This is a genomic window from Xanthobacter sp. ZOL 2024 (genome assembly GCF_052932325.1).
Map to the genome: position 1 here is coordinate 1787829 of NZ_CM128808.1, position 24190 is coordinate 1812018.

The 24190-nt window shown below is 68.3% G+C and carries 24 protein-coding genes; 17 read left to right on the forward strand and 7 right to left on the reverse strand.

The genetic code is table 11. The features are described 5' to 3' along the window. The first annotated feature begins 18 nt into the window (after positions 1 to 18). From nadC to ACU4E7_RS08340, 3 genes are all read left to right on the forward strand, one after another. Positions 19 to 855, forward strand: a complete 837-nt coding sequence (gene nadC / locus ACU4E7_RS08330; RefSeq protein WP_447021227.1) for a carboxylating nicotinate-nucleotide diphosphorylase — start codon at positions 19 to 21, stop codon at positions 853 to 855. Positions 856 to 961: 106 nt separating this feature from the next. After that, entirely contained in the window at positions 962 to 3007 is a 2046-nt protein-coding gene (gene phnN, locus ACU4E7_RS08335) for a phosphonate metabolism protein/1,5-bisphosphokinase (PRPP-forming) PhnN (RefSeq protein WP_447021228.1), read from the forward strand. An 88-nt stretch (positions 3008 to 3095) separates the two neighbouring features. Beyond that, the gene (locus ACU4E7_RS08340) at positions 3096 to 4298 is read left to right on the forward strand and encodes a diguanylate cyclase domain-containing protein (RefSeq protein ID WP_447021229.1); all 1203 of its coding nucleotides are present in this window, start codon (positions 3096 to 3098) and stop codon (positions 4296 to 4298) included. A gap of 12 nt (positions 4299 to 4310) precedes the next feature. Here ACU4E7_RS08340 and ACU4E7_RS08345 read toward each other — a convergent pair whose 3' ends face one another. From ACU4E7_RS08345 to ACU4E7_RS08365, 5 genes are all read right to left on the reverse strand, one after another. Beyond that, positions 4311 to 4976: an SH3 domain-containing protein gene (locus tag ACU4E7_RS08345; RefSeq protein ID WP_238122203.1), complete on the reverse strand. Its 666-nt coding sequence runs from the start codon at positions 4974 to 4976 to the stop codon at positions 4311 to 4313. 136 nt (positions 4977 to 5112) lie between these two features. Continuing rightward, positions 5113 to 5802, reverse strand: a complete 690-nt coding sequence (locus ACU4E7_RS08350) for an ABC transporter ATP-binding protein (RefSeq protein ID WP_238122202.1) — start codon at positions 5800 to 5802, stop codon at positions 5113 to 5115. Further along, positions 5799 to 6953 (reverse strand): ABC transporter permease, encoded by a 1155-nt coding sequence (locus ACU4E7_RS08355; protein WP_447021230.1) that lies wholly within the window; start codon positions 6951 to 6953, stop codon positions 5799 to 5801. Before ACU4E7_RS08355 ends, ACU4E7_RS08350 begins: the two co-directional genes overlap by 4 nt. Further along, on the reverse strand, positions 6950 to 8062 hold the full coding sequence (locus ACU4E7_RS08360) for an efflux RND transporter periplasmic adaptor subunit (protein WP_447021231.1): 1113 nt from the start codon (positions 8060 to 8062) through the stop codon (positions 6950 to 6952). The genes ACU4E7_RS08355 and ACU4E7_RS08360 overlap by 4 nt, the downstream gene beginning before the upstream one ends. A gap of 579 nt (positions 8063 to 8641) precedes the next feature. Continuing rightward, positions 8642 to 9310: a DUF3313 domain-containing protein gene (locus ACU4E7_RS08365; protein ID WP_447021232.1), complete on the reverse strand. Its 669-nt coding sequence runs from the start codon at positions 9308 to 9310 to the stop codon at positions 8642 to 8644. 522 nt (positions 9311 to 9832) lie between these two features. Here ACU4E7_RS08365 and ACU4E7_RS08370 point away from each other — a divergent pair. The 3 genes from ACU4E7_RS08370 to ACU4E7_RS08380 are packed head-to-tail and all read left to right on the forward strand — an operon-like array spanning position 9833 to position 12412. After that, complete coding sequence (locus ACU4E7_RS08370) at positions 9833 to 10816, forward strand: ABC transporter substrate-binding protein (RefSeq protein ID WP_238122198.1); 984 nt, start codon at positions 9833 to 9835, stop codon at positions 10814 to 10816. Between the two features lie 40 nt (positions 10817 to 10856). Beyond that, positions 10857 to 11651, forward strand: coding sequence for an ABC transporter ATP-binding protein (locus tag ACU4E7_RS08375; protein WP_447021233.1), 795 nt, complete (start codon positions 10857 to 10859; stop codon positions 11649 to 11651). 50 nt (positions 11652 to 11701) lie between these two features. Continuing rightward, on the forward strand, positions 11702 to 12412 hold the full coding sequence (locus ACU4E7_RS08380) for an ABC transporter permease (protein WP_447021234.1): 711 nt from the start codon (positions 11702 to 11704) through the stop codon (positions 12410 to 12412). A gap of 53 nt (positions 12413 to 12465) precedes the next feature. Here the strand turns inward: ACU4E7_RS08380 and ACU4E7_RS08385 are convergent, their stop codons facing one another. Further along, on the reverse strand, positions 12466 to 13404 hold the full coding sequence (locus ACU4E7_RS08385) for a quinone oxidoreductase family protein (RefSeq protein WP_447021235.1): 939 nt from the start codon (positions 13402 to 13404) through the stop codon (positions 12466 to 12468). A gap of 46 nt (positions 13405 to 13450) precedes the next feature. On the opposite strand from ACU4E7_RS08385, the gene ACU4E7_RS08390 reads away from it, so the two are divergent. Genes ACU4E7_RS08390 through ACU4E7_RS08410 form a run of 5 tightly spaced genes read left to right on the forward strand, consistent with a single transcriptional unit; the run spans position 13451 to position 19601 of the window. Beyond that, complete coding sequence (locus tag ACU4E7_RS08390) at positions 13451 to 13702, forward strand: hypothetical protein (protein ID WP_447021236.1); 252 nt, start codon at positions 13451 to 13453, stop codon at positions 13700 to 13702. Further along, positions 13699 to 14553 (forward strand): FAD binding domain-containing protein, encoded by an 855-nt coding sequence (locus ACU4E7_RS08395; RefSeq protein ID WP_447021237.1) that lies wholly within the window; start codon positions 13699 to 13701, stop codon positions 14551 to 14553. The genes ACU4E7_RS08390 and ACU4E7_RS08395 overlap by 4 nt, the downstream gene beginning before the upstream one ends. Next, positions 14550 to 16865 (forward strand): xanthine dehydrogenase family protein molybdopterin-binding subunit, encoded by a 2316-nt coding sequence (locus ACU4E7_RS08400; RefSeq protein WP_447021238.1) that lies wholly within the window; start codon positions 14550 to 14552, stop codon positions 16863 to 16865. The genes ACU4E7_RS08395 and ACU4E7_RS08400 overlap by 4 nt, the downstream gene beginning before the upstream one ends. After that, the gene (locus tag ACU4E7_RS08405; protein WP_447021239.1) at positions 16858 to 17355 is read left to right on the forward strand and encodes a (2Fe-2S)-binding protein; all 498 of its coding nucleotides are present in this window, start codon (positions 16858 to 16860) and stop codon (positions 17353 to 17355) included. The genes ACU4E7_RS08400 and ACU4E7_RS08405 overlap by 8 nt, the downstream gene beginning before the upstream one ends. Next, a complete protein-coding gene (locus ACU4E7_RS08410; RefSeq protein WP_447021240.1) occupies positions 17331 to 19601 on the forward strand; it encodes a xanthine dehydrogenase family protein molybdopterin-binding subunit in 2271 nt (756 codons plus the stop codon). The genes ACU4E7_RS08405 and ACU4E7_RS08410 overlap by 25 nt, the downstream gene beginning before the upstream one ends. A 63-nt stretch (positions 19602 to 19664) precedes the next feature. Here the strand turns inward: ACU4E7_RS08410 and ACU4E7_RS08415 are convergent, their stop codons facing one another. Continuing rightward, positions 19665 to 20267: a cupin domain-containing protein gene (locus ACU4E7_RS08415; RefSeq protein WP_238122190.1), complete on the reverse strand. Its 603-nt coding sequence runs from the start codon at positions 20265 to 20267 to the stop codon at positions 19665 to 19667. A gap of 143 nt (positions 20268 to 20410) precedes the next feature. On the opposite strand from ACU4E7_RS08415, the gene ACU4E7_RS08420 reads away from it, so the two are divergent. From ACU4E7_RS08420 to ACU4E7_RS08445, 6 genes are read left to right on the forward strand one after another with little or no spacing between them, the layout of a single operon-like run. Then, positions 20411 to 20815 (forward strand): hypothetical protein, encoded by a 405-nt coding sequence (locus ACU4E7_RS08420; protein WP_447021241.1) that lies wholly within the window; start codon positions 20411 to 20413, stop codon positions 20813 to 20815. A gap of 2 nt (positions 20816 to 20817) precedes the next feature. Next, a complete protein-coding gene (locus ACU4E7_RS08425) occupies positions 20818 to 21216 on the forward strand; it encodes a cupin domain-containing protein (protein ID WP_447021242.1) in 399 nt (132 codons plus the stop codon). After that, complete coding sequence (locus tag ACU4E7_RS08430; RefSeq protein ID WP_447021243.1) at positions 21213 to 22061, forward strand: nitrilase-related carbon-nitrogen hydrolase; 849 nt, start codon at positions 21213 to 21215, stop codon at positions 22059 to 22061. The genes ACU4E7_RS08425 and ACU4E7_RS08430 overlap by 4 nt, the downstream gene beginning before the upstream one ends. Before the next feature lie 39 nt (positions 22062 to 22100). Further along, a complete protein-coding gene (locus ACU4E7_RS08435; protein WP_447021244.1) occupies positions 22101 to 22691 on the forward strand; it encodes a CoxG family protein in 591 nt (196 codons plus the stop codon). Between the two features lie 32 nt (positions 22692 to 22723). Further along, entirely contained in the window at positions 22724 to 23617 is an 894-nt protein-coding gene (locus ACU4E7_RS08440) for a cyclase family protein (RefSeq protein ID WP_447021245.1), read from the forward strand. After that, positions 23614 to 24156, forward strand: a complete 543-nt coding sequence (locus ACU4E7_RS08445) for a carboxymuconolactone decarboxylase family protein (protein ID WP_447021246.1) — start codon at positions 23614 to 23616, stop codon at positions 24154 to 24156. Before ACU4E7_RS08440 ends, ACU4E7_RS08445 begins: the two co-directional genes overlap by 4 nt. Positions 24157 to 24190 lie beyond the last annotated feature (34 nt).

Below are 24190 nucleotides of genomic sequence, written 5' to 3' on the forward strand. Positions count from 1 at the left end.
AACACGGGAAAACCAAGCATGTTCGATCGCCTCCACACCGAACGCCTTATCGATCTGTGGTTCCAGGAAGACGTCGGCCAGGGCGACCTGACCGCCACCTTGATGATCGACGCGGATGCCGTCGCCACTTTCGATTTCAACGCCCGCGAGCCCATGGTGGTGGCGGGCATCGACGTGGCCGTCATGGTGGTGCAGCGCTATGTGCCGTCCGCCCAGCTCGACGTGCGCGTCAAGGATGGCCAGCGCATCGCCAAGGGTGATGTGCTGATGCGCGTCACCGGCCCGGCCCGCGGCCTGCTCACCGCCGAGCGCACCGCCCTGAACATCCTGCAGCGCATGTGCGGCATCGCCACCGAGACCGCCCGCTACGTGGAGGCCATCGCCCACACCAAGGCGTGCATGATCGACACCCGCAAGACCACCCCCGGCCTGCGCGGCCTGGAGAAGCATGCGGCGAGCTGCGGCGGCGCCCGCAACCATCGGCTCAGCCTCGACAACGGCGTGATGCTGAAGGACAACCACATCGCCGTTGCCGGCTCCATCACCGCCGCCGTCGCCCGCGCCAAGGCGGGTGTGCCGGTGCTCACCAAGGTGGAAGTGGAGTGCGACCGCCTCGACCAGGTGGAAGAAGCCCTGGCCGCCGGCGCCGACGTGATCATGCTCGACAACATGTCGCTCGAGGATATGCGCACCGCCGTGAAGATGGTGGATGGCCGCGTGCTGCTCGAAGCCTCCGGTGGCGTGCGCTACGAGACGGTGCGGGCGATCGCCGAGACCGGCGTCAACTTCATCTCCTCGGGCCGTCTCACCCAGAGCGCGCCGGCCGTGGACATCGGCCTCGACGCGCCCGAGTGAGCTCAAAGACCCCCACGGTCCGCCCCCACGGGGACGGACCTGACTGCGGCGTCCGCTGTGCGGGCGCCGCTCCTTCCTTTCGCAAGATGCTTCCGGTGATCTGACCATGACGACCCAAGGCACGCTCTTCCTGGTGGTGGGCCCCAGCGGAGCCGGCAAGGACAGCCTCATGGACCGCGCGCGCGCGCATTTCGGCGGCGATGCCAATTGGCTGTTCGCGCGGCGCATGGTGACGCGCCCGGCGGGCGCCGGCGGCGAGGATCATATCCCGATCACCCCGGAGGACTTCGCCCGCATGCGGGAGGAGGGCGCCTTCCTGTCGTCCTGGGACGCCCATGGGCTGAGCTACGGCCTGCCGCTGTCGCTGATGGCGGACCTCGCCGCCGGGCGCAACGTGGTGGCCAACGTTTCGCGCACGGTGCTGTCGCAGATCGCCCGGCGGGTGCCGCAGACCCTGGTGGTGCATGTCACCGCCCCGGCGGCCGTGCTGGCCCAGCGGCTGGCGGCGCGCGGGCGGGAAACCGCGCAGGACATCGCCGCCCGCCTCACCCGCGAGGTGAAGGCACTGCCCTCCGAGCTCGAGATCGTCACCGTGGTGAATGACGGCAGCCTGGAGGAGGGCGCCCGGCGCTTCATCGCCTGCCTGGAGGCCGGCCGGGCGCGGCTGCTGCGGGTGAAGGCGGTGGCCATCGACAGCTGGCACGACAATATCGCCTATCTGCACAAGGATTGCCGGGCGGTGCCGGCGGAGGAGTTCCTCGGCCCCGGCCGCATCGATGTGCGCGGCAACGGCGCCAGCGTGCGGGCGCGGGTGCACGTGACCGACCGCAGCGACATCGTCGGCCCCAACGAGGTGGGCCTGTCTCAGCATGCGTTCGAGGAGCTGGCGCTGCCGGAAGGCGCGTCGGTGGAGGTGGAGCGCACCCCGACACCGGCCAGCATGGATGCGCTGCGGGCCAAGATCCGCGGCGAGGCCCTCGACGAGGCCCGCTACGACATGGTGATCCGCGATGTGGTGGAAGGGCGCTATGCCGACCGCGAGGTCGCCGCTTTCCTTGTCACCGCCGCCGCCTCGCTCACCGATGCGGAGGTGGAGGCGCTGGCCCGGGTGCGGGCCAATCACGCCCATCGCATGGTCTGGAACGAGCCCATGGTGGCGGACAAGCATTCGCTGGGGGGCATTCCCGGCAGCCGCATCACCATGATCGTGGTGCCCATCGTCGCCGCCTATGGCATCGCCATTCCGAAAACCTCGTCCCGCGCCATCACCTCGGCCGCCGGCACCGCCGATGCCATGGAGACCCTGGCGCGGGTGGATCTGACGGTGGATGACGTGCGCCGGGTGGTGGAGGGCGCGCGCGGCTGCATCGCCTGGAACGGCCGGCTCAACCATTCCCCAGCGGACGACGTGATGAACGCCATCACCCGGCCGCTGGGCATCGATTCCGTACGCTGGTCGGTGGCCTCCATCCTGTCGAAGAAGCTGGCGGCCGGCGCCACCCATGTGGCCATCGACGTGCCGGTGGGCCCCCGGGCCAAGACCCACACCTATGAGGAGGCGCACGAGCTGGTGCGCCTGTTCGAGACCGTGGGGCGGGGGCTCGGCCTGGTGGTGGAGGCGCACGCCACCGATGGCTCCGGCCCCATCGGCCGCGGCATCGGCCCGGCGCTCGAGGTGCGCGACGTGCTGCAGGTGCTGGAGGGGCATCCCGATGCGCCGGTGGATCTGCGCGAGAAGGCGCTGTTCTTCGCCAGCCGCATTCTGGCGTGGGATCCGCAGCTGGGCCTCGGCAAGGCCCGGGCCCGGGCCGAGCAGCTGCTGGCCTCCGGCGCGGCCCGCGAGGCGCTCGATCGGATCGTGGGTTTGCAGGGCCGGCGCGCCGCGCCGATCCTGCCGGCGCCCCTGGTGGGCGAGGTGCGGGCCACGGCGGCGGGCGAGGTGCGGTTGATCGACGGCTGGCGGGTGGGCGGCATCGCCCGGCGCGCCGGTGCGCCCGCCGACAAGGGCGCGGGGGTGGATCTGGTGGCCCCGGTGGGCGGCACGGTCGCGGCGGGGGATCTTCTCTACCGCATCCATGCCGGAACCGAGACCGACCTGCGCGCCGCCCTGGCCGACGCCCATGCGGATGCCGGCTACCGGCTGGCGGAGTGAGTGAGCCGCCGCGTCCACTCCGCGCCTTTCGCTTGACGTTGCCCGCCACGGCCGCGCTTATGGCGCAAATTGGCCTGCGGGTGGCGGGATGCAGCTCGACTTCCAGACCCTCTACGTCATCATCCTCCTGAACTCGGTCGCCTTCTGCGTGGTCTGGGCTGGTTTCGCGTTCGTGCACCGGCAGGTTCCCGGGGCGCGATTCTGGCTGGCCTCGTCCTTGGCCACCACCCTGGGTGGGGTGCTGATGTCGGGCGATGCCAGCGCTTATGGCCGCGCGTTGATGGTGTCGGGCAATGCCTGTGTGGTGTTCGGCTTCGGGCTGATCTGGGCCGGCACCGAGCAGTTCTACGGGCGGCCGCAGCCACGCTGGCGTCTGATCGCGCTGATGGCGGCGGTGGCGCTGGTGGCCGGCGTGCTGGCGGACGACACCCGTCCCAGCCAGAATGTCGCCTATGCGGTGACCCAGATGCTGCCGCTCGGCGCCATCCTCATCACGCTGCTGCGGCGCGGGCGGGGCAGCCTCGGCTCCCTGGTGGCCGTGGCCGGCGTGGGCCTTGCCCTGTGCGGACAGGCCACCGAGGCCACGCTCAACCTGATGCGGATCGCCGGGCACCTCTCCACGGACGATTATTATGCGGTTGCCTCGCTGCTGCTGGTGGCCGTCATCATCGGCGCCAGCCTATGGAACCTCGGCTTCCTGCTGATGGCGATCGACCGCCTGCATGCCAAGCTCGCCGCTTTGGCGCTGTTCGACGATCTCACCGGACTGCCCAATCGCCGGGCCTTCCTGGAGAGCCTGGAGCAGAGCCTGACGCGGGTGCAGACCAATGGCCGGCCGCTGTCGCTGATGATGGTGGACCTCGACCGCTTCAAGGACATCAACGACAGCCTCGGCCATGGTGCCGGCGATGCCTGCCTGCAGCATTTCGCGGCGCTGTGCGTCCGCTCTATCCGGGCCGGACACATGGTGGCGCGGCTCGGCGGCGACGAGTTCGGCATCATCCTGGAAGGGCTGGAGTCCGACCGGGTGGCTCCCCTGGCCGAGCGGCTGGTGGCCCTGGTGGCGGCCTCGCCGCTGCACTGGCGCGGGCGTGCCGTGCCGCTCAGCGCCAGCCTCGGGATCGCCATGTGGCATGGCTCGGAAGAAACCTCGGTGGCCGGCCTCATCGAGGAGGCCGACCTGGCTCTTTACGAGACCAAGCGACGGGGTCGCAACGGCTACACCCTCGGCCAGCCGCCGGGCTCCGCCCGCACCCGGCTCGCGTCCCGCGCCGGCGCGCACGAGGGCTGACCACGCCCGGGGTCAGCGCCCGAAGCTGCGGGTGGCGGTGCCGCCATGGGGGCCGACACGCGTGACGTTGCAGGATTGGTCGGCGCGGCTGCAGGTGCGGCTGCGGGAGGCGGTGTTGCCTGCGGGGCCGGTGACGCTGCGGTTCGCCGTGCAGGTGCCGTTGGCACAGGTGCGGGTCTGGCTGGCGGAGCCGCCATAGACGCCGGTGGCCGAGCGGGTGGCGGTGCAGGCGCCACCGGCGCACGTCACCGCGCGATCATAGGTGGTGACGCGGCCGGGCCGGTACGGCGGCGGCGCATAGCGGGCCCAGCTGCCGTACCAGGGGTAGGTGACATAATAGCGGTCCCAATAGGCCCGGTTGAAGCTCACTACGGCAACCCCTACGGCCGGCGCCACCACCGGCGTGAGCACCACCGGCGCGCCCCGGTAGACCACCTGGACATAGGGGGCGGCGACCCAGCCGCGAAGCTGGCCGAGGGAGATGTCGCACCAGGTGATACCGGCCAGACAGCCATGGGTCAGTACCTGGGCTCCCGCGGGCACCACCGTCACCACCGGATAGGCGGTGGAGGGGCCGGCACGCAGATTTACGTTGCCAGTGGCCACCATCATTGTCGCGGCTCCCGCCATCGCCGGCAGCGCCAGCAGCATCATGAGCGCCAGTCCCAATCGTTTCATCAGCCCGGGTCTCCCTTCCTGACCGCCGCGCGGATATCCGGGGCGGTGCTGAACGGAGTGAAGGCTAGTGTGCGGCTATCGCCGGCGGCTGTCAGGCGTGTGGCAAACGGTATCGTTTCGTAACGGCGCGGCTGGCTCAGCCGTGGCCCAGGCGGCCGTCGCACAGTTCGATGGTGCGGTCGAACAGGTCGAGCGCCCGCGGGTCATGGGTCACCACCGCCACCGCCGCCTGCCGGCGGTCGGCGATCTCCCGAAACAGGGCAATCACCTGCCGACCGCGCACGCTGTCGAGGGCGGCGGTGGGCTCGTCGGCCAGCAGCAGGCGGGGCGCGTTGGCAAGGGCCCGGGCCACCGCCACCCGCTGCTGCTCGCCCCCGGACAGGCGCGCGGGGTGATTGTCCAGGCGGTGGCCGAGGTCGAGGGTTGCCAGCAGATGCGCCGCATAGGCGCGCGCCTCCCGTGGCCGGACGGAGTCGATCTCCAGGGCCAGCGCCACATTCTCCACCGCCGTGAGGAAGGGAATGAGGTTGGCCTTCTGGAAGATGAAGCCGATGTGGGTGCGCCGGAAGGTGCGCAGTGCGTCAAGATCCGTCTGCGCCGTCGCCACCGTCCGCCCATCCATGAGCACCTCGCCCGTGGTGGGCGGTTCCAGCAGGCCGGCGATCAGCAGCAGGGTGCTCTTGCCGGAGCCACTGGGGCCGAGAATGCCCACCACTTCACCCTGATGGATCTCAAGCGATACGCCGTCGAGCGCCCGCACCAGGCTGTCGCCGCTGCGATAATGGCGCGTCACGTCGCGCAGGCGGAGAATTGGCGTGGTGCTCATGACAGCACATCCTGCGCGCGCACCTTCAAGGCGCGGGAGATGCCCAGCAGGCTCGCAAAGCCGCAGATGACCGCGACCGCCAGCCCGAGCAGGGCGATGTCCGCAGGCAGGATCAGCACCTTGCGCGGGAAAAAGGGAAAGATCAGCGCGGAAAGGCCGAGGCCAAGCACCAGACCGGCCGCGCCGATGAGAAAGGCTTGCTGCGCGATCATGGAGATGATGACGCCATTCTCCGCACCGATAAGCTTCAGCATGGCGATCTCGTGCAGCTTTTCCATAGTGAGCATGTAGATGATCAGGGAGACGACGATGCCGGTCACCACCAGCAGCACTGCGGTGAAGGCGAGGATCTGCACCCGTAGCCGCCAGAGCCGCTGGTTCAGCAGGAGGTCCCGCTGGTCGACGCGGCTGAGCACATTGGCATCGCCCCAGGCCAGGACGGCCCGGCGCACCGCCGCTTCATCGGCGGTGGGGGTCAGCGCCACCAGGACGGCGGCGATCTTGCTGTCCTGCGGCACGGAGCTGCGATTGGCGGCGGCCGGGCCGGCGCTGGCCCGCGCCAGCAGGACCTCTTCGCTGGTGCGGCGCTGAGCGATGGCGATGGCGTCGTTGACGGTTACGAACAGCAGGCCGTCGCCCCCCATGTCCACCATGCCGCGGGCCAGGCCGACAATGGTGTAGTCATCCTGTCCCAGCCGGATCATGTCGCCCAGCCGCAGGCCGATGCTCACGTCCGCAACCGCCTCGAGATGCCCGGAGGCGAGGAGCCGACCACTGTGCAGGGAGATCCAGTCGCCGCGATCCTGCGGGAAATCGAGGCCGGTGATGGACGCGCGCAGCGACCGGCCGGCGAACGGAAACTGCTGGCTGAACTGCACGAAGCGGCGCGCGGAGGCGACCCCGGAAAGGCCTTCGGCGCGCCGGTCCATGGTGCCGGCGACCGCCGAACCCTCCGCGAATGGTCCCTGGCGCCCACCCTGCACGATCCAAAGATCGGCGCCGATGCGTTCGATCACCAAGAGGGCGTCGGCGACGATGCCGCGGTAGAGGCCGACCATGCCGATGGACGCCGTCATCAGGAAGGCGACGCCAACTGCAGTGAGCAGAAAGCGCAGTACGTTGAAGCGGATGTCCTTGAACGCGAGGTTCATGGACGCTTCTCCGATGTGATCCGAAGGCCCGGATAGACGCCTTTCGGCGCAGTGACGAGGTGATCACCTGCGACGAGCCCGTCGCGCACCTCCACAAGCTGCCCCGAAGAGGCGCCGGGAGTGATGGCGCGCCAGCGGGCGCGGCCGGCTTCGACCACGAACACGCCCGTTTCGCCGTTCCGCGTGGTGATGGCTGTGAGGGGAACGGCCAGCTTTGGCATGGGGGCGCCGAGCATCAGTACCGCATTGCCCCGCTGGCCCATGGCCCAGTTCTGCGGCAGGCGGCTTGGCGTGATGTCCACGGTGAACTCGCGGGTCTCGGTATCCACCGCGCGGCCGATCCGCCGCACCGTCGCCGCGATGTCGGTTGCGCCGAAGCGCAGCCGGGCGGGCTGGCCGGGCGCGAGGACGGAGATGATGCTTTCGTCGAAGCGGGTCGACAGGACGATGCTGGCGAGGTCCACCAGCTCCAGGATGGCGGCGCCGGGCGCGACGAGGTCGCCGGGGTTCAGCTTGCGGGCGACGATCACCCCGTCCATGGGGGCGCGGATGATGGACTTGTCCAAGAGCGCCCGGCTGGCGCGCACGCTGGCTGCCGCCGCCGCTTCGCTCGCCTCCGCCTGGCTCACCGCCGCCTCGGCTTTGGCTCCGTCGGCGAGCGCCTGGTCATGGGCCATCTGGGCCGCATCGAGGGCCGATTGGGTGGTGGCACCGGAGCCGATCAGCCGCTGCTGGCGACCGAGGGTGGCGAAGGCGTTGACGCGGGAGGCGGCCATGCGCCGGCGGTCGGCCTGGGCCAGCTCCACCGCACGCTGTGCCGCGGTGTGGGCGGCGATGGCGGAATCGAGCTGGGCCTCAAGATCATGAGCATCGAGCTCGGCGAGGATGTCGCCGGCATGCACCACATCGCTGATGTCCACGTGAACGGCGTGGAGCAACCCCTGCATATTGGCGCTGACGCTCACTTTGCGGATGGCATCGAGGATGCCCGGTCCTCGGATTTCGGCCTGAAACGGAGCGGCGACGAGGGGCCGTGTCTCGGCGGTGCGGGGCATGCCATAACGCCAGCCGAGGCCGATGGCGGCGATCAGGACCAGCGTTGCCGCCATGATCAGGGCACGCCGGCCCAGCCGGCGGGGACGCGGCGCGGGGCGGGGTATCCGGTCCTTCAGCCCGGGTTCCGCCGTCTCTTCCTCCGGCTGGACCGGTGTGGTGGACGCTGCGGAAATGTCTGAGGTTTCAGATCGTTTGAACCCGACGGCCAAGGCACCCACTCGCATCTCCCGGAACGGCGCGCCCGCGCTGCTGGCGGCCTGTCTTTTCCATCAGATGCCATGTTGTTTTCCGCGTTATGGCGTGTCGATTGGATGTGTAATCGAGGTGTATCAGTCTGTATCAATTTGTGGATCATCATCGTGTCGCTTGCTGTGAATGCCTGCGTTGATGCAAATATTTCTCCATGAAACATTTGCTTTGTCCGGCCCAGCGGAGCTGATGATCGCAGACATCGCCGACATGCTCATCTTTCTGGACAATGTTCTGCTTATCGCCCGGGCGGGATGAAGAGACGCTGAACTTTGCTTTGCGGCTGGGGGGGGCGGCCCATGCGCGCAGTGCCGGTGGGATCGGGCCGGGCGACAGGAGGGCTGTGGCCCTGCCGGTGTTGCAAGTCGCTTGAGGGTGCCCCGTCAGGAAGCCTTGAGCCGGGTGGCCAGCGCCTGGGCGAGGCTCTCCGCCCCCGCCTTCAGGCCTGCGCGCGCCGCATCCAGCGGGCCGAGGGTGGCGGCGATGTTGAGGGCATGGGGATATTGCTTGGTCACCTGGGCCGAGAGCAGCGTCTGGGATGGGCCGTCGCGGAGCTCGACCGCATAGATCACCATACCGGAGAAGCGGCCCTCGCCGTCGGTCACCGCTTGCAGTCCGTTGAGCGCGAAGCCTGCGGGGGTGAGTTTGGTGGCCGTCGCCAGCACCGGCACATTGGCCTGGGCACCGGTCAGCGTGATCTGGAGCTGGACCACTGCTGGACCGGGCGCCGCCGCGAGGATGCCCTGGCGCTGCAGTGCCGCGCGAAACTGCTGCTGGGCGTCGGCCGCGAGCTGCGCTTTTTCGGCCCTGGAGAGAGAGCCGAACTGGTGGTCCGGCCCCTCATAGATCGCGACCGGACGCAGATAGACGGCGGAGTAGCGCGCCAGCGGGCGCCCCGGCGCCTCATAGGCATAGGGAATGCGCCTTGCGTCGGCACGGCTGTTGGGGGTGAGCGCTGGCGCCGATGAGAGGCCGACGTAGCGGGCCGGCGTCGGGGAATTGGCGCAGCCCACGAGGAAGGGCAGGGCCATCAGCAGGGGAAGACCCATCATTCGCAGCTGCGGGCCAGGGCGTGAGGGGAGGGCGGCGAGCATCCGGGCGTTCCAGGAGCGGGCCTGCAGCTGCGCGGCAGCGGCAACTGCGGCGGCGCTGGGGCCATGGGTGGAAAAGGAATTGGGACTTGTGGGCCGCCAGGTTTCGCCAGCATGTCCGGATGGTGTTGAAATGTTGCAGCGGGCTCCTGCCATCTGGCCCGATGCTCGAATGCGACCGTTTCGCAAGTTGGCACGGCTTACGCATGAGAGGCGGCTGTTCCGCCGCCGGGGCGGCGTCCGGTCGAGGCGCCGCTGATCGCAGAATGGGGTGTGTGCGTCGCAATTCGATGCGAGAGCCGCAACTGTGTCCGAGGCGGTGTTCTGGGCGAGGGTGTCTGGGGCATGAGAATGGGCCGGAACCGTGCCCATTTGTTGGTCGTCCGACGGGTGCATTTTGAGCAGGGAACGTTGTTGAATTTTGCTCAAATAATTTTTACATTCATAAAAATCGCCCACTGTTCCCACTCAGAGGAGAGAGCGATGCTATCCCGTCGCCTTGCCGTTATGTCCCTTGCCGCCGTATTGGCCGGTGGGGTTTGCCTGAGCGCCGCCCGCCCGGCGCTCGCCGCCGACAAGGTGAAGGTGGGGGTGTTCCCGGTTGGGGCCGCCTTGCCCTATTTCGTGGCCTTGAAGCGGGGCTATTTCGCCGCCGAGGGCATCGAGCCTGAAACGGTGACGCTGGGCACGCCGGCCCTCATCGTGCAGTCGCTGGTGACCGGGGCGGTGGATGCCACTTCCAACCTGGTGACACTGGAAGGCGCCAACATCAATGCGCGTCGGCCGGGCACGCTGAAATACTTCGCGCTCCTGGGCCAGAATCGCGATGACATTTTCGAGCAGTTCGTGGTGCGCGCCGACAGCCCGGTCAAGACTTTGGCCGATCTCAAGGGCACGCGGCTGTTCACCTCGCCGGGGCCGGCCAATATCGGCCTGTCGAAGGCGATCCTCGCCAAGGTGGGCTTGAAGGACGGCGTCGACTACCAGATGCAGGAGCAGCCGCTGGCGGTGCAGACCGGAGCGCTGAAGTCCGGCAGCTTCGATGGCGGCTACACGCTGGAGCCGGTGGCGAGCATCATGGTCAAGAGCGGCATCGCCCGCCGGGTGGAGGGTGGGGTGATCTCCACCTATCTCCTGGAGAACCCCAAGGCCCATGCCTATGCCGCCGGGGCCGCCTTCTCCGATGCCTTCATGAAGGCCAAGCCCGACGTGGCCGCGCGCTTCGCCAAGGCCTGGTTCCGCGCCATGGACGACGTGGCCAGGGATCCCTCGGTGCGCGCCTATCTCGTCACCGACATGAACGTGGCGCAGGACGTGGTGGAGGAGCTGCCGCTGCCCCATTTCGAGCGGGTCAAGGACCTCACCCCCGAGCAGATCGCCAATTTCCAGAAGTTCATCGACATCGGCGTCGCCCTCAAGGTGGTGGCGTCTGCGGTGGACGTCAAAACCATGCTGGCGCCCTATTGATCCTTCCCTTCCCAATGGAGGCGGCAAGATGCGCGCCGCGATGAAGCAAGTGTCGGGGGCGGTGGCTGCGGTGCCCCCGCCCGCCGACCATGTGGTGGTGAAGGGCCTCAGCAAGGGCTTTGCCGGCCAGCCGCTGTATGCGGATTTCGACCTGACCCTGAGCCGGGGCAGCTTCGTCTCCGTGTTCGGCCCCAATGGCTGCGGCAAGAGCACCTTGATCAACATGATCTCGGGCATTCTGCCCATGGATCGCGGATCGGTGCTGTTCGACGGACGGCCGGTGAGCGAGACGCGCATCGGCTACGTGTTCCAGAACTATCGTGAGGCGGTGTTCCCCTGGCTGCGGGCCATCGACAACATCCGCTATCCGCTGAAGTTCCTGCCCCTGAGCAAAGCCGAGCGGGAAGCGCGGGTGGAGGCGCTTCTGGCGAGCTTCGACGTGAAGCTCGACCTCAATCGCTATCCTTATGAGATGTCCGGCGGCCAGCAGCAGCTGGTCTCCATCATGCGGGCCTTGGTGGTGGATCCCGAGGTGCTGTTCCTCGACGAGCCGTTCTCCGCCCTCGATTATGAGATGACCCTGTTTCTGCGCGATCGGCTGCAGCACGTGCTGGAAGGGCGGGGGGTGACCTCGCTGCTGGTGTCGCACGATCTCGACGAGGCGGTGTTCATGGCCGACGAAGTGCTGCTTCTCACCAAGCGGCCCACCACGGTGGCCGCCCGCATCGCCTTCGATGCGCCGCGGCCGCGCACGGCGGATACCACGGTGACCGCGGATTTCGTGCGGGTGAAGGCGGAATGCCTGGAGATCTTTCAGCGCGAGGTGCGGCGATGATGTTCAGCCGGATCGGCCGCGGTGTGCAGGCGCTCGTGGGAGCGCTGATCTTGATCGCGATTTGGGAAGTGGTGGTGGTGCTTCGCCTGGTGGATCCGGTGCTGCTGCCGGGCCCCGGGGAGGCGTTCCGCTCCTTCTGGGATGGCCTCGTGCATGGCACCTTGTGGGTGGATTTTTCCCGCACCATCTGGCGCACGGCGGCCTCGTTCGCTATCGCGGTGGTGGTGGCGGTGCCGCTCGGCATCGTGCTCGGCGCCTCGGAGCGGGTCTATGGCGCGGTGGAGTTCCTCATCGACTTCTTCCGCTCCACCCCCGCCTCGGCCATGTTTCCCTTGTTCCTGGTGCTGTTCGGGGTGGGCGATTTCACCAAGATCGCGGTGGCGGCCTTTGGTGCTGCCTTGGTGATCCTGTTCAACGTCGCCTATGGGGTGATGAACGCCCGCAAGCAGCGCCAGCTCGCCGCCCGTGTCATGGGGGCCGGCCCGCTTCGGGTGATGGTGGACGTGACAGTGTGGGAATCTTTGCCGCAGACCTTCGTGGGGCTGCGCAACGGGGTCTCCATCGCCCTCGTCATCGTCATCGTCGCGGAGATGTTCATCGGCTCCACCGACGGGCTCGGCCAGCGCATCATGAACGCGCAGATGGTGTTCGACATGCCGCAGATGTACGCGGCGATCTTCGCCGCCGGCGTGCTGGGTTACGGGCTCAATCTCCTGTTCATCGCCCTGGAGCGCCGGTTCGTCCATTGGAGCGGCAAATAGCCCGGGCGCTGGCCGGCCGGTGCCGCCGCGTGGGGCACCGGCACGCGGCGGCCTCAGGGCTCCAGCACCAGTTTGTGGTGGGGGAAATCCGCCTGCCGCTGCCAGGCGTCCGCCACCTTGGCGAGGGGCAGGCTCTCCACGGGGATGGCCATGTCGCCACGCAGCACGGCGGCGCACATGGCGGCATAGGCCGCGGCCTTCTCGGGCTGGGGCACGGTGCCGCTGGAAAAGCCCAGAAGCGAGATCTGCGGGCCGCGCATGAAGGCGGGGTTGAAGGGCATCTGTCCGCCGGCGCTGCTGCCGAGCTGCACCAGCCGCGCGCCGGCCGAGGCCGCCTGCAGCGCGGCCGCCGCCGGTACCCCCCACAGGGGATCGATGATCACATCGAGCCGGTTGCCGCTCTGGGCGCGGATTGCGTCGGCGATGTCGCTTTCGCTGCCCTTCAGCACCACGGTGGCATGGGCGCCGGCGGCGCGGGCGCGCTCCAGGCCCTCGGCCGAGCGGGCGGCGGCGATGACGCGGCCGGCGCCCAAGAGGCGGGCCGCCTGCACCGCCAGCAGGCCGACGGCGCCGCTTGCCCCCAGGATCAGTACATGCTCACCCGGGACGAGCCTGGCGCGCCACGACAGGGAGAGCCAGGCCGTGAGGCCGGCGATGCCGAGGGCCACCGCCACCCCGTCGCTGATGCCGTCCGGTACCGGCAGGGTGCGCGCCGGCGCCACCAGCGTGCGTTCCGCCATGGCCCCGTAGGGCGCCTTGCAGCCGTTGAAATAGACCCGAGCCCCGTCGTCCATCAGGCCGACCCCCTCGGAGCCGGCGACGCTCGGCAGCTGGGGCATGCGGGCGGCGATCTTGCCGGCGGCGATGGCCAGATCGATGGGATTGAGCCCGGCCGCCTTCACCGTGAGGGTGGCGAAGCCGTCGGTGGGCTCGGGATCAGGAAACGTGCCGAACGTGGGCACGCCATAGGCGGTGAGCACCGCTGCGCGCATGGTGTGATCCTCCTGGTGATGCCTGTGGCGCTCCGGATGGGGCGCGATGAAAAGACCGCCGCGGCCTGCTCCGACGCGCGTCGCCGGCCTGCAGTCGCCCTCAAAAATTTTGATAACATTCAAAAACGGTTTGCGCAGCTTCAAAATGGCGCTTAGTCTCATTCGCAAGATCGAACAGGCCCAACCTGCGGGACGGTGCGGTTTCGACGTGCTTCCCAAACCGTTCCGCCCGGCTCCTGCCGGGCGCGGCGGCGGGCCCTTTCCCGTCCTGATCGAGATGCGTGAAATCCTGTCATGAAGCCAGCTCCATTCGAGTATGTGAGGCCGTCGAGCCGGGCCGAGGCGGTGGCGGCGCTCGCCACCCACGGCGACGACGGCAAGGCCATCGCCGGCGGTCAGAGCCTGGTCGCCGCCATGAATTTCCGCCTGGCACGGCCGGCGGTCCTGGTGGATCTGAACGGCGCCACTGATCTCGATTATCTGCGGCCCGAGGGGGGCAAGCTGCGCATCGGCGCGCTGACCCGCCATGCGGCGTTCCATCGCCCTGTGGTGGAGGGGCCGCTCGGGGTGCTGCTGGCGCGGGTGGTGCGCAACATCGCCCATTATCCCATCCGCCAGCGCGGCACCTTTACGGGGTCTCTGGCCCATGCGGATCCCGCCTCCGAATGGTGCCTCGTCTCCCGCACCCTCGGGGCGGAGATGGTGATCGCCAATACCGGCGGCGAGCGGGTGTGCGCGGCGGCGGATTTCTTCAGGGGCACCTTCACCACCGCCGTCGGCACCGAAGATCTTCTGGCCGAGGCGCGGCTGCCTTTGCTGGGCCCGAACTGGCGCAGCGGCTTCTTTGAATTTTCCCGGCGGGCGGGGGATTTCGCCCTCGCCATGTCGCTGGCGGCGCTGGAGGTCGAGGGCGGGGTGATCCGCGCGGCGCGGCTCGGCGTCGGCGGCGTCGCCGACCGGCCGCTGCGGCTCGAGGCGCTGGAAGCGCAGCTGGTGGGGCAGGCGCCGTCCGCGGCTTTGTTCGCCGGCATGGGCGAGGCGGCGCGGGATCTCATCACCCCCACCGAGGACATCCACGCCAGCGCGGATTATCGCCGCGATCTCATCCGCACGGTGGTGAACCGGGCGCTGACCCAGGCGGCATCATGAGCTGGATCGGCCGTTCCCTGCCGCGCCTGGAAGACCCTTCGCTGCTGAAGGGGCAGGGGCGCTATGTGGCGGATCTGGCGCGGGGCGCCGCCGCCGTGAAATTCGTGCGCAGCCCGCTGGCGGCGGGCGCCATTCTCGGCATCGAGAAGCCGGACGACGGCCTCGTGTTCACCGCCGACGACCTCGTCGGCGTCAAGGCCATCCGGCCGCTGCTGCACCGGCCCGATTACGTGCCGGTCTCCCAGCCGGTGCTGGCCACGGATCGGGTGGTGTTCTGCGGCCAGGCGGTGGCCGTGGTGGTGGCCGACGACCAGGGCCTCGCCGAAGATCTCGCCGAGCAGGTGTTCGTGGACATCGAGCCTGAGGATGCGGTGGTGGATTTCGCCCAGGCTTTGGGCGAAGGCGCCCGGGCGGTGCATCCCGAGGCGCCGGGCAATGTGCTGGTGGAAGGCAACATCCGCACCCCTGGTGTCGATGCGGCGTTCGCCGCCGCGGCCGAGGTGGTGGCGCTGGAGCTGCGGTCCGGGCGGCAGACTGCCATGCCGTTGGAAGCGCGGGGCGGGGTGGCGCGGTTCGATCCCCTTGCGGGCCGCGTCACCCTTTACGCCTCGGTGCAGATGCCGCACATGCTGCGTACCGGCATCGCCGATGTGCTCGGCTTCCCCGAATCCGACCTGCGGGTGGTGGCCCCCGACGTGGGTGGCGGCTTCGGCCAGAAGATGTCGCTGTTTCCGGAATATGTGGTGCTGGTGTGGCTCGCCCGGCATCTCCAGCGGGACGTGGCGTGGCTGGAGGACCGGCGCGAAAACTTCCTGGCCGCCGCCCACAGCCGCGATCAGGTGTTCAAGGTGTGCGGCGCCTTTGCCGCCGATGGCACGCTGCTGGCCATCGATGCCGACCTGAAGAGCAATGTGGGCGCCTTCTCCTGCTATCCGGTCACCTGCGGCGTGGAGCCCCTGATGGGCCTTGCCGAGCTGCCGGGGCCGTACCGCTTTTCCGAATATGCCGCGCGCTCCCGGGGCGTCACCACCAACACCTGCATGATGGCGCCGTATCGCGGCGTCGCCCGGCCCATGCTGACGCTCACCATGGAGCGGATGATGGATGTGGCGGCGCGGCGGCTCGGCATCGATCCGGTGGAGATCCGCCGCCGCAACCTCATCGAGACCTTCCCCCATCGCTCGCCCACTGGCCTCGTCTATGACGAGGGCTCTTATGGCGAGACCATGGAGCTGGCGGTGAAGGCGCTGGACCTGCCGACCTTCCGCCGTCGCCAGGCCGAGGCGCGGGCGGCCGGGCGCTATCTCGGCGCCGGCTTCTCGGTGTTCTCCGAGCGCACCGGCTACGGCACCCCGGCCTATGCCGCGCGCGGCATGGACATCGTGCCCGGCTATGAGCTGGTGAACCTCGCCATGGACCCCTCCGGCTTCGTCGAGGCGCGGATCGGCGCCTCGCCCCACGGGCAGGGGCTGAAGACCTCGCTGGCGCAGCTCATTGCCGATGAACTCGGCGTGCCGCCCACCAAGGTGCGCATCATCGCCGGCGATACCGATGCCACGCCCTATGGCTGGGGCACTTTCGCCAGCCGCTCGATGGTGATTGCCGGCGGCGCCTGCAAGATCGCCGCCGGCAAGGTGGCGGAGCGGCTGAAGAGCGTTGCCGCCGCCATGATGCATGTGGAGCCGGAGACCATCCGCCTCGCCGACGATCTGGCCTATGCCGAGGCCAGCAACCAGACCCTGCCCATCGGCGAGGTGGCCCGCGCCGCCTATCACCAGAGCCACCGCTTTCCCCAGGCCGGCCCCGGCCTGCAGGAGCAGGCGCTGTATGATCCGGCCGGCACCTTCTCCAACGCCTGCCACGCCTGCATCGTCGAGGTGGATGTGGAGACCGGCGGGGTAAAGATCGAGCGCTTCGTGGTGGCGGAGGATGCCGGCATCCTCATCAACCCCATGATCGTCGATGGCCAGATCCATGGCGGTGTCGCCCAGGGCATCGCCAACGCGCTGTTCGAGGAACTGGTCTATGACGAGACCGGCAACCTGCTCACCGCGTCGCTCGCGGACTATCTGCCGCCCACCATCGCCGAGATGCCGTCCATCGAGATCGAACATCTGGTGACCTATTCGGAAGCCACCATCACCCGCGCCAAGGGGGTGGGGGAGGGCGGCACCATTGGCGCGCCGGCGGCGGTGATCAACGCCATCGTCGACGCCCTCTCGCCCTTCGGCATCGATTTGTTCGAGATCCCGGCCACGCCCCAGCGCATCCGCGATCTCATCCGTAACGCTGAACGGACTTCTCATGGCTGACAAGCGCGCCGTCACTTTGAACGTCAACGGCAAGGACTACCGCATCACGGTCGAGCCGCGCCGCACCCTGGCCGATGCCCTGCGCGACGATTGCGGGCTGACCGGCACGCATATCGGCTGTGAGCACGGCGTGTGCGGGGCCTGCACGGTGCTGGTGGACAATCGACCGGTGCGCTCCTGCCTCATGTTCGCGGTGCAGGCGGAAGGCCGCAATGTGCGCACCGTGGAGGGGCTCGCCAAGGGCGAGGAGCTGCACCCTCTGCAGAAGGCGTTCTGGGAAAAGCATGGCCTGCAGTGCGGCTTCTGCACCCCCGGCTTCCTGATGCTGGCCACCGGCATCCTGGAAGCCGAGCCGGACATTTCCGACGAGGACCTGCGCGACGTGCTGTCCTCCAACCTGTGCCGCTGCACCGGGTATCAGAACATCATCAAGGCGGTCCGTGCGGCCGCGAGCGAGATGCGCGCATGTCAGCCCTCGGCCAGCCTCTGAAGCGGATTGAGGATCGCCCGCTGATCACGGGAACCGGCCGTTTCGCTGCCGACGAGCAGCGGCCGGGGCAGGTCCATATGCGGGTGGTGCGCTCGCCGGTGGCCTTCGGCCGGCTGGTGGGTGTCGACACGGAAGAGGCGGCCGCTTTGCCCGGCGTGCGCGCGGTGTGGACCCATGCCGACATCGCCGACCTGCCGCCCATCGACTTCCGCATGACCCGCATCCAGGGGCTCGATCCCTACCGCCAGTACGTACTGGCGAAGGACTATGTGCGCTATGTGGGCGACCCGGTGGCGGTGGTGTTCGCCGACGATCCCTATGTGGCGGAAGATGCCGCGGAAATGGTGTTCTGCGACATCGAGGAGGAGGATGCCTGCCTTGATGCCACCCTCGATCCGGTGCCGTTCATGCCGGAAACCCTGCCCGGGGTGCTGAGCGAGCCGGCCTGCATCGTCAAGGCCTATGGGGATCTCGACGCCGCCTTCGCCGGTGCGGCCCATGTGATCGAGCTGGAGGTCAAGGTGGGTCGCCACACCGGCGTGCCCCTGGAGACCCGTGGCGCGCTGGCGGTCTATGACGCCGCCCGCGACGTGATCACCATGTACGGCGCCTCCAAGGTGCCCCACTACAATCGCGATTCCATCGCCAGGATGCTGGGCCTGCCCCAGGACCATGTGCAGCTCAGCGAGGGCCATGTGGGCGGCGGCTTCGGCATCCGCGGCGAGCTTTATCCGGAAGACGTGCTGGTGTGCCGGGGCGCCCATGTGCTGGGTGTGCCGGTGAAATGGGTGGAGGACCGCCGCGAGCACCTGCTGGCCGCCAACCACTCGCGAGACCAAGTGCACCGCATGCGGGCGGCGGTGGAGGCCAACGGCTTCATTCGCGGCCTTGCCGATACCTTCTTCACCGACCAGGGGGGCTATGTGCGCACCCATGGCGGCACGGTGTCCGACCTCGCCGCCGCCCTGCTGCCGGGGCCCTATGTGATCCCCGCCTATCGGGTGGAAGGCCACATCCGCCTCACCAACAAGACCCCGGCCGGCACCTATCGGGCGCCCGGCCGCTACGAGACCACCTTTGCCCGCGAACGGCTGATGGACGCCATCGCCCACCGGCTCGGTCTCGATCCGGTGGAGGTGCGCAAGGTGAATCTGATCCGCGAGGATCAGATGCCGTTCGATCGCGGCATCGACGCCCTCGGTACCCATGTGGTCTATGATTCCGGCAAGTATCACGACCTGTTGGAACGGACCCTGGCGCGGGTGGACTATCCGGTGCTGAAGGCGCGCTTCGCGGCCCGCCGGGCGGCGGGCGAGAAGGTGGGCATCGGGCTCGCCTTCTTCATCGAGAAGAGCGGCCTCGGCCCGCGCGATCGGGTGACGCTCACCGTGCTGCCCGATGACCGGATCGAGGTGGTCACCGGCGTCGCCTCCATCGGCCAGGGCATCGAGACCGCCATGGCGCAGATCTGTTCCGACGTGGTGGGCCTGCCCATCGAGAACATCCGCATCATCCATGGCCAGACCGAGCGCATCTCGGAAGGCTATGGCGCGTTCGCCTCGCGGGTCACGGTGATGACCGGTTCGGCGGTGCGCTTGGCCTCCCAATCCCTGCAGGAGACCGCGTTCGCCCAGGCGGCGCCGCTGCTGCAGACCCGGCCGGACGACCTCGATCTGGTCGGCGGGCGGGTGGTGGCGCGCTCCAGCGGCGCGGCCATTTCCCTGTCGGATCTTGCGGCGCAGCTTCCGGAGGGCCTCACCGCCGAGGGCGTGTTCGAGGCTGATCACATGACCTATCCCTACGGTGTTCATGTGGCCCAGGTGAAAGTTGATCCGGAGACCTGCGGGGTGGCGGTGGAGCGCTATCTGGTGGCCTATGACGTGGGCCGGGCGATCAATCCCATGATGATCGACGGCCAGATCGTCGGCGCCGCGGCCCAGGGCATCGGCGGGGCGCTGCTGGAGGAGTTCGTCTATGACGAGGCCGGCCAGCCTTTGGCGGCGAGCTTCGCCGATTATCTCATGCCCACCTGCCACGAAATGCCGCCGGTGGACGTGCTGCTGCGCGAGGATGCGCCGAGCCCGCTCAACCCGCTCGGGGTGAAGGGCGCGGGCGAAGGTGGCATCACCGCGGTAGGGGCGGCCATCGCCGCGGCGGTGGACGACGCCCTCGGACGGCCGGGCCTGATCGACCGCCTGCCCATTTCGCCCAACCGCCTGCATGCGGTGCTGGGCGCCCGGACCTGAGGCGCGGTCATGAGCGGCAATCGGGAGCGGACCGCCGGATGTCGACCCGCTCCCGGTCGCAGCTCAATCCCGCTGCATGTTGATCCACAGGGTGCGCACCTGCCGGTCGCCGCGGTTCCAGATGCGGTGGGGGCGACGGGAGCTGTAGGAGATGAGGTCGCCCGGCTCCAGGATATGGCTGATGCCGTCCACCTCCACCGTAAGGGTGCCGTCGAGCACGAAGCCGTATTCGTAGCCGTCATGGGTGATCGGCTTCTCGGTGGCGCCAGTGTGCGGCTGGTATTCATTGATGGCGATGGAGACGCCGCGGGAGCGGTCCTCCTTGATCAGGCGGCGAATGACGTGGGACGCGGTTTCGATGGCCGTGCGATCGCTGGCGCGAACCACCAGCTCCTCCTCGTCGACCTGATGCTCGACGATGAGCTCGGACATCTGCACGCCCAGGGCGTTGGCGATCACGATCAGCGAGCCGATGGACGGCGAAGCGCGCCCGCGTTCAACCAGACTCAACATGGATGGGCTGAGGCCACAGGCGGCGGCCAGGGCTTGCAGGGTCATCTCACGGGCTTGGCGCTGCTCGCGGATGCGGGCGCCGATGGCGACGAGGGCGCTGGCGGTGGATTCCGTTGGCGTATCCCAGGTCTTCAAGAGCCGTTCACTGCTCACGGTTGAGGGTTCCTTCGCTGCCCGCCCTGCGGGTCCGGTGAATATAGGTGGCAAAGCCCAATTGGGAAAACGAATGCTCTTGCCATACCTGAAATTTTGAGCATATTAAAATCAATTGATCATTATTAAAAGGACGCTGTTTCGTGGTCCCTCCCGAATCCCCTCAGACGGTGCGTGTGGTGGACAGCGCGGCAGACTGTCCCGACCTCCCGATCATCCAAGGCAAGGGTAGTGCCAAAGTGGTGATCTGGCCGGGCAATGGCGCGCTCTATCGCACCTTTCAGGTGCTCGATATGCAGGAGGGCGACCGGACCCGCGATCTCACCCACCCCACCGACAGCGTCTATTACGTGGCGGCCGGCGCCGGCAGCGTCGCCGATGTGGCGTCCGGCGAAAGCTGGGCGCTGGGCCTCGGCTCCATGGTGCATATCGACCGGGGTGATTCCTACCGCTTCGAGGCGGCCGCGGGCGGCATGAAGCTGATCGGCGGCCCGTGCCCGGCCGACCAGGCGCTCTACGCCCTCATTGCCGAAACCGAGGACGCCTGATCATGGCCATCCGCATCTTCCATCGCGACCACCCCACCCTCATGCTCGACCTCATCTCCAAGGACGCGCGGTTCGTGGTGTGGCCCGGCACCGGCGCGTGGCATGCCAACATGAACTATGTGCGGCTGGAGCCGGGCGAGGCCAACAAGCCCCACATCCATCGCCTGTCTGAAGATTCCATCTTCATCCTGGAGGGTGAGGGCACCATTCATGACTACACCAACGGCATTGCCTTGCCGTTCCATGCTGGCTGCGTGGTGCATGTGCCGGTGGGTGTGAAGCATGCGGTAGCCGCGGATCGCGGCGTCGAGGTGGTGAGCGTGGGTGGCCCGGCGCCGGCCGACGTGCCGCTGCTGAAGGCCGTGGGTGCCATTCCGGCCGACGCGGAGCTGCCGGAATGAGCTTCCGCGTCGCCGCCCTCCAGTTCCAGGCGCAGCCCGGCGCGGCCGCGGCCAATCGCGCCCACACCCTGGCGCTCATCGCCGGGGCGGCTGCGCGCGGGGCGCGGGTGATCGTGCTGCCGGAATTGGCGATTTCCGGCTACACGCTGGATCGGGCGGCGCTTGCGGCCGCGGCGGAGCCGCGCGATGGGCCGACGCTTGCGGCCTGGCACGAGGCGGCGCGCCGCCTCGGCGTGGTGATCGCCGGCGGCTTCTGCGAGCGGGTTGGCGAGGAGCTTGCCAATGCGGCGGTGATGGTGGGGCCGGAGGGGCTCCTGCTGCATTATCGCAAGCTGCATCTGTTCGATGGCGAGAAGGCGGTGTTCCTGCCCGGCGATCTTGGGCTGTCGGTGGCCGACACCCCGTTCGGGCGGATCGGCCTATGCGTCTGCTACGATTTGCGCTTCGTCGAGGTGATGCGGGCGCTGGCGCTGAAGGGCGCGGATCTGGTGGTGGTGCCCACCGCCTGGGTGGGCGGGTTCGACAAGGTGGCGCGGGACGGCGACGGCCTTATCGGCCAGGCGCGTGGCGCCATCGTCCAGGCCAATCTCAACCAGGTCTATGTGGCCTGCGCCTCCCAATGTGGGGCGGCGCCGGAGATGGGTTTCCTCGGCTCCTCGCTGATCGCCGATCCCTATGGGCGGATCCTTTCCGGTCCCCTGCCGGCGGAGGTCGCCGGCGAGGTGGTGGCCGAGGTGGATCTGGCGCAGGCGAAGCTGGCGCAGGAGCGGTCGGCGCGCATTCGCCCGCGGCAGGATCGCCGCACCGATGTCTATGGCTTGCGGCTCGGAGCCGAGACCTTGTGAGGGCTCGCGCCGCCATTCAATAAGAAGAGGGACCGATCGATGAAGATCTCGCAGGAATTTACCGTCGCCCGGCCGCTTCCGGACGTGTGGGCCTTCTTCCACGATATTCCGAAGGTGGCGGCCTGCCTGCCGGGCGCCGAATATCTCGGCCCCAAGGAAGACGGCAAGCACGCCGGCAAGGTCTCCTCCAAGATCGGTCCGTTCCAGGCGAGCTTCGAAGGCGAGGCGGCGGTGGTCTATACGGACGCCGACCATGCCATCCATGTGGACGGCAAGGGTGTCGACAAGAAGGGCGCCAGCCGCGGCAAGATGGTGATGGACTGCCGCCTGGAGCCGGCGGGCGAGGCCACCAAGGTCAGCGTCGATGCCGACATTCAGCTGTCCGGCACCATCGCCCAGTTCGGCCGCACCGGGCTTCTCACCGAGATCGCCAACGTGCTGGTGGCCGATTTCGTGCGCAATGCCGAAGTCGAGCTCGCCCCGCCGGCCCCGGCCGCGGCCGCAGGTTCCGCCCCGGCTGTGGAAGCCCCGCGCGCGCCGGCTGCCGCCAAGCCCATCAGCGCCTTCGCGTTGTTCATGGCGGCCCTGAAATCGTGGCTGCGCTCGCTGTTCGCGCGCCGCCCCGCCTGATCCTGTCCCCTGATCCTGTCTGGAGTGCCCCGATGAAGATCGTCGATCTGTCCCATCTGATGAATGTGCATACCCCCGGGTGGGTCGGTTATGCCGGCAACAAGATGTATTATGCTCAGAACCTGCAGACCAAGATGATCGTTGCCCAGCGCATCGACACCGCGCTGCATGTGGGCACCCATATCGATGGCGCCATGCACGGCACCGACGGCATGGGCGACATGGCCTCCTACCCCCTCGACTATCTGGTGGGTCCGGGCGCCGTGGTCGATGTCTCGCAGGATATGGACGACTGGGCGGTCATCACCCCCGAGATGATCGAGAAGCAGCCGGTCGAAGTGAAGGAAGGCGACATCCTCATCCTCCACACCGGTTGGCACCGCTATTGGGAAGGCCAGCCGCAGCAGGATCTGGTGCGCTATTTCTGCATGCATCCCGGTGGCGGCATCGAGCTGCTCAACTGGATGCTGGAGAAGAAGATCAAGTGGTTCGGCATCGACTGCGGCTCGGGCGACCACTCCATGAACACCTCCATCCGCCACATGCGCCCGGACCTCGCCAAGAAGTTCGAAGCCAAGGTGGGCATGACCTGCGAGGAGTTCTTCGGCGAGTATAATTACACGCACAAGAAGTCCGGCCGCGAGGTGACGGAGAACATCTTCCCGTTCCACGCTTATGCTTTCCAGGAAAACCTCATCCATGCCGAGAACGTCGGCGGCGACATTGAGCTGATGCTCAACCAGCGGGCCGTCATCGGCGCCTTCCCCTGGCGCTATGAGGGTCTGGAAGCCTGCCCCTGCCGCATCGTCTGCTTCCAGGACATCGCGGAGAATGTGGAAGCTGTGGGCGATGTGGCCAAGGCCATCTTCGGCGGCCCACGCCATTTCGCCTCCGGCGTGGCCTCGGGCGGCCCGGACGGCCGGTGAGCGCGAACATGCTGATCGGCGCGCGCACCCCCGATGAGATGACGGACGCCCAGCGGCGCGTCTACGACCTCATCGCCTCCGGCCCGCGGCGGGATGTGCCGTGGCCCTTCCTCGCCATGCTGGATGCGCCGCATCTGGCGGACGCGATCCAGTCGGTGGGCGCCGCCATCCGCTTCTCCGGGGTCATCACCCCGGAGCTGCGGGAAGTGACCATCCTGGCCGTCTCCGGCGCCTTCGGCTCCGGCTACGAATGGGATTATCACGTGGCCATCGCCCGTGACCTGAAGCTGAGCGAGGACACCATCCGCGCCAGCACCACCGGGGATGTGGCCGGGCTCGACCCGGTGCATGCCACCATCATCCGGCTGTGCCGCGGCGCGGTGCTGGAGCGACGGGTGGACCAGACGCTGCTAGCCGAACTGGTGGATCAGGTGGGCCGCCAGGTGGCGAGCGAGGTGGTGACCATGTGCGGCTACTACCAGATGCTGGCGTTGTTCCTCTCTGCCGGCGTGCTGGACCATCCGGTGCCGGCGGTCTGAGGCGCGAAACCGAGCTGCGCCGGAGCTTCGGCGC

Bases quoted from the DNA above. Each gene is read 5' to 3' on its own strand.
- nadC (WP_447021227.1), top strand. From the start codon at position 19: ATGTTCGATCGCCTCCACACCGAACGCCTTATCGATCTGTGGTTCCAG.
- phnN (WP_447021228.1), top strand. From the start codon at position 962: ATGACGACCCAAGGCACGCTCTTCCTGGTGGTGGGCCCCAGCGGAGCC.
- ACU4E7_RS08340 (WP_447021229.1), top strand. From the start codon at position 3,096: ATGCAGCTCGACTTCCAGACCCTCTACGTCATCATCCTCCTGAACTCG.
- ACU4E7_RS08345 (WP_238122203.1), bottom strand. From the start codon at position 4,976: ATGAAACGATTGGGACTGGCGCTCATGATGCTGCTGGCGCTGCCGGCG.
- ACU4E7_RS08350 (WP_238122202.1), bottom strand. From the start codon at position 5,802: ATGAGCACCACGCCAATTCTCCGCCTGCGCGACGTGACGCGCCATTAT.
- ACU4E7_RS08355 (WP_447021230.1), bottom strand. From the start codon at position 6,953: ATGAACCTCGCGTTCAAGGACATCCGCTTCAACGTACTGCGCTTTCTG.
- ACU4E7_RS08360 (WP_447021231.1), bottom strand. From the start codon at position 8,062: ATGGCGGCAACGCTGGTCCTGATCGCCGCCATCGGCCTCGGCTGGCGT.
- ACU4E7_RS08365 (WP_447021232.1), bottom strand. From the start codon at position 9,310: ATGATGGGTCTTCCCCTGCTGATGGCCCTGCCCTTCCTCGTGGGCTGC.
- ACU4E7_RS08370 (WP_238122198.1), top strand. From the start codon at position 9,833: ATGCTATCCCGTCGCCTTGCCGTTATGTCCCTTGCCGCCGTATTGGCC.
- ACU4E7_RS08375 (WP_447021233.1), top strand. From the start codon at position 10,857: ATGAAGCAAGTGTCGGGGGCGGTGGCTGCGGTGCCCCCGCCCGCCGAC.
- ACU4E7_RS08385 (WP_447021235.1), bottom strand. From the start codon at position 13,404: ATGCGCGCAGCGGTGCTCACCGCCTATGGCGTGCCCACGTTCGGCACG.
- ACU4E7_RS08390 (WP_447021236.1), top strand. From the start codon at position 13,451: ATGAAAAGACCGCCGCGGCCTGCTCCGACGCGCGTCGCCGGCCTGCAG.
- ACU4E7_RS08395 (WP_447021237.1), top strand. From the start codon at position 13,699: ATGAAGCCAGCTCCATTCGAGTATGTGAGGCCGTCGAGCCGGGCCGAG.
- ACU4E7_RS08400 (WP_447021238.1), top strand. From the start codon at position 14,550: ATGAGCTGGATCGGCCGTTCCCTGCCGCGCCTGGAAGACCCTTCGCTG.
- ACU4E7_RS08405 (WP_447021239.1), top strand. From the start codon at position 16,858: ATGGCTGACAAGCGCGCCGTCACTTTGAACGTCAACGGCAAGGACTAC.
- ACU4E7_RS08410 (WP_447021240.1), top strand. From the start codon at position 17,331: ATGTCAGCCCTCGGCCAGCCTCTGAAGCGGATTGAGGATCGCCCGCTG.
- ACU4E7_RS08425 (WP_447021242.1), top strand. From the start codon at position 20,818: ATGGCCATCCGCATCTTCCATCGCGACCACCCCACCCTCATGCTCGAC.
- ACU4E7_RS08430 (WP_447021243.1), top strand. From the start codon at position 21,213: ATGAGCTTCCGCGTCGCCGCCCTCCAGTTCCAGGCGCAGCCCGGCGCG.
- ACU4E7_RS08435 (WP_447021244.1), top strand. From the start codon at position 22,101: ATGAAGATCTCGCAGGAATTTACCGTCGCCCGGCCGCTTCCGGACGTG.
- ACU4E7_RS08440 (WP_447021245.1), top strand. From the start codon at position 22,724: ATGAAGATCGTCGATCTGTCCCATCTGATGAATGTGCATACCCCCGGG.